We start from the raw sequence: 4030 nt of genomic DNA on the forward strand, positions 1-4030 counted from the left end.
TCGACGAGCTCATCGTCGAGCGTGACGGAAGTGAGGTCGCCGCGTGGGCGGTTGCGGCGAGAGGAGCCAACACGTGATCGACTATCCGCCGCCCGTGCGCCAACGGTTCTATCACGAGGCCCTCAGTGAACCCCGCCGCCCCTGGTGGGTCGCTGCACTGGCCCTCGCGACTTTCGCCGTCAGCGCGGTCGTCGTGAGCGTGGTGCTGTCTTTCGCGGCCGTGGAGCTCGACCTTTTCCTGGGTCTCACCTCACCAGACTCGGTTGCCGCCGGTCAATTCTCGATCACCCCCACTCTGTTTCTGGCGAACAACCTGTTCCTCGCATCACTCATCCCGCTCTCGATGCTCATCCAGTGGGCATTTTTCGGGGTGCGTCCGCGCAGGATGCACTCCATCATCGGCGCGTGGCGCTGGCACCTCATGGGTCGGGCGGCCCAGTTCATCGTGCCGATCTTCCTGCTCTACACGGGTGTGGGCCTCGTGCTCGCAGCGGCCTCGCTCATCGCGGAACCTCCGAACGGCACGACGGTCGCACTGCTCCTCATGATCGTTCTCACCACACCGTTTCAGGCGGCCGGCGAAGAGTATGCCTTTCGGGGATTCATCGCCCGCACGGTGGGCTCGTGGTCGAGTCGCACGGAGGTCTCGTTCGCGATTGGCACCATCGCCTCCTCGATCGTGTTTGCTCTCGTGCACTTCGCCGCTGACCCGTGGCTCATCGCCTACTACCTCGTCTTTGCCGTGGGCATGTCGCTCATCGTTCGGGCGACGGGCGGGCTCGAGATCGCGGTGCTGATCCACGCCCTCAACAACGTTTTGCTGCTCATTCCAGCCGTCGTGCTGAGTTCGCTCGAAGAGTCGCTCAATCGCGATTTCGGTGCTGCGGGCCCGTACGCGCTCGTGCCCATGCTCGTGATCACGGGCATCACGCTCGCCGTGCTGCGCTGGGCGCCACGGCGCGGTGTGGTGGCGAGTGCGCCGGTGCCGCCGCGCCGGCTACCGAAAGTCGCGACTGGGCATCGTGACCCGCAAGGGCAACGACTCGACGCGGTCGGCGACGATGTTGACGACACCCTCGGGTGAACGCTCGAGCGTGCCGCGGATGATGAGCGCGCGGCTCTCGCGCACCGTGCGGCGGTAGCGGCCCCACAGCCCGACCGAGCAGATGACATTGACGAGGCCCGTCTCGTCTTCGAGGTTCAAGAACGTGATGCCGCTCGCGGTCGCGGGTCGCTGGCGGTGGGTCACGACACCCGCCACCTCGACACGGCGCCCCGGCTCGGCGCTGCGCAACTCGCGCGCACTCAGCACGCCGCGCTCGCGCAACAGCCCGCGCACGAAACGCACGGGGTGGTCACCGGGCGCGATACCCGTCGACACGAGGTTGGCGACCATGAGTTCGTGCGCGTCGAGGTCGGTGAACAAGGGCGGTTGCACGGCCGTGACCACTCCGGGCAGATACTCGGGCCGAGCCTGCGCCGCGGCACCTGCCGCCCACAGCGCCTCGCGCCGCGACATGCCGAGCACGTCGAAAGCACCGGCGGTGGCGAGCGCCTCAACCTGGGCGGCCGTGAGCCCGGTGCGGTAGACGAGCTCGGTGAGGTCGCGGTAGGGGCCACCCCGCTCGCGCTCGGCGACGATGCGCTGGGCCGTCGGCCGACCGATCCCCGTGACCTCGGCGAGCCCCAACCGCACCGCGAGCTCACCGTCGCGGCGGTGCAGCGCGCAATCGGCGAGGTCGCCGTTGGTCGACGCGGGGTCGAACTCGGGCACGGGCGGCTGCTGGCGGTGGATGCACTGCTCGAGCCCCGTGGGCGACGCGCGCCGCGCATCCGTCGCCACGGGCTCATGCGCTGACGCAACGACGAGATCGATGCGCTCAAGCCCCGCCTCGACCCCCGACCGAAGGATGCACGGGGTGCGCACCTCGACCCCGTGCCGTTCGGCGTCGCCCGTGAGCGTTGACGGCGAGTAGAAGCCCATCGGCTGGGCGCGCAGCAGTGAGGCGAGAAAGACGCCGGGGTAGTGAAGCTTGATCCACGAGCTCGCGTAGACGAGCAACGCGAAGCTGATCGAGTGGCTTTCGGCGAAGCCGAAGTTGGCGAAGGCCTGAATGCGGCCGTAGACCTCGTCGGCGAGTTGGCCCGTGATGCCGTTGCCCGCCATTCCGGCGTAGAGGGTCTCGCGCAGTGACTCGATGCGCTCGAGGCCGCGCTTGCTGCCCATGGCGCGCCGCAGCAGGTCGGCGTCGTCGCCCGTGCAGCCGCCGACCGCCATCGCCACTTGCATCAGTTGCTCTTGAAAGATCGGAATGCCGAGCGTGCGTTCGAGCGGCTCGACAAGCTTGGGGTGGTCGTAGGTGATGGGCTCGCGGCCGAGCTTGCGGCGCACGAAGGGGTGCACGGCACCGCCCTGAATTGGCCCGGGGCGCACGAGCGCGATTTGCACGACGAGGTCGTAGAACTTGCGGGGCTGGAGGCGTGGCAACAGACCCATCTGGGCGCGACTCTCGACCTGAAAGACGCCGATCGAGTCGGCCCGGCACAGCATGTCGTAGGTCGCTTGCTCTTCTTTCGGCAGGGTCGCGAGTTCCCATCGCTCGCCGAGATGCTCGTCGATGAGATCGAACGAGTACTGCAGGGCCGCGAGCATGCCGAGGCCGAGCAAGTCGAACTTCACGAGGCCCATCCATGCGCAGTCGTCTTTGTCCCACTGCAACACCGTGCGGTTTTCCATGCGCGCGTGCTCGATCGGCACGATCTCGCCGACGGGCCGATCGGTGAGCACCATGCCGCCCGAGTGGATGCCGAGGTGCCGCGGGTAGGTCAGCACTTGCTGGGCGAGGTCGACGACGGGCTCGGGAATGTCGTGGTCGTCGCTCGAGAGCACGGCACCCCAGCGCTCGACCTGCTTGCTCCAGGCGTCTTGCTGACCGGTGGAGTAGCCAAGCGCGCGCGCCATATCGCGCACGGCATTCTTGGGCCGATACGAGATCACGTTGGCGACCTGCGCGGCGTTGCGGCGACCGTATTTCTCGAACACGTACTGAATGACCTCTTCGCGCCGGTCAGAGTCGAAGTCGACGTCGATGTCGGGCTCTTCATCGCGCAGAGCCGAGAGAAAACGCTCGAAGGGCAGCTTGTAGCCGATCGAGTCGACCGCCGTGATGTCGAGCAAGTAGCAGACCGCCGAGTTGGCGGCCGAGCCGCGGCCCTGACAGAGAATGCCGCGCCCGCGGGCGTACTGCACGATGTCGTGCACGATGAGGAAGTAGCCGGGAAAATCTTTGGCCTCGATGACGTCGAGTTCGCGCGCGATGCGGGCGCGCACCGCATCGTCAGCCTCGGGGTACTTGCGCGGCACGGCCGCCCACACGAGTTCGCGCAGCCAGCTCATGGGCGTGTGGCCGGGTGGCACCTCTTGCTTCGGCAGATTCGGCTTGGCTTGTCTCAGTGAGAAGCCGAGCTCGGTCGCGAGCGCAACGCTGTGCGCCACGGCCCCGGGGTAGCGCGCGAACAGCCGCTGCATCTCGGCGCCGCTGCGCAGATGCGACGTTCCGGCGGCCGGCAGCCAACCCTGCATGTCATCAAGACTGCGGCGCCCGCGCAAGGCGGCGAACGCGGTCGCGAGCGGGTACCGCGCCGGAGTCGCGTAGTGCACGGCGCCGGTCGCGACAATCGGCAGCCCGCGCTCAGCGGCTAGAGCCGCGAGCACATCGTTGTGCACGGTGTCGAGCGGGCGGCCGTGATCGAAGAGCTCAACGGTGACATTGGATGCTCCAAACCGGTCGACGAGCGCGTCGAGCTCGGCGCCGGCCGCGGCGATGTGGGCGCGCGTCGGCCGCGCGCGGGCGATGCCATCCGCTGCCGCGCCATCGGGGCCGCGCCTCGTGGGGTCGCGCCCCTCGAGCGCCGACCGCACGGCGCCCTTGCGGCACCCCGTGAGGATCATCCAGTGGTCGCCGCTCGTCGCGTCACCGCCGCGGCCCGCGTGCTCGGCGAGCACGTCGAGGTCGTAGACCGGGCGGCC

Annotated in this window: 2 protein-coding genes; one reads left to right on the forward strand and one right to left on the reverse strand. The window is 68.3% G+C overall.

Annotated features, from left to right (window positions below):
* The first annotated feature begins 73 nt into the window (after nucleotides 1-73).
* Nucleotides 74-1084, forward strand: coding sequence for a CPBP family intramembrane glutamic endopeptidase (locus tag SFU54_RS10480; protein WP_319016220.1), 1011 nt, complete (start codon nucleotides 74-76; stop codon nucleotides 1082-1084).
* Here the strand turns inward: SFU54_RS10480 and SFU54_RS10485 are convergent.
* On the reverse strand, nucleotides 998-4030 hold a 3033-nt coding region (locus SFU54_RS10485; protein WP_319016221.1), incomplete at its 5' end, for an error-prone DNA polymerase. The two genes, SFU54_RS10480 and SFU54_RS10485, sit on opposite strands and share 87 nt — an antisense overlap.

This window comes from Microcella sp. (assembly GCF_033763155.1).
Classification (GTDB): Bacteria; Actinomycetota; Actinomycetes; order Actinomycetales; family Microbacteriaceae; genus Microcella.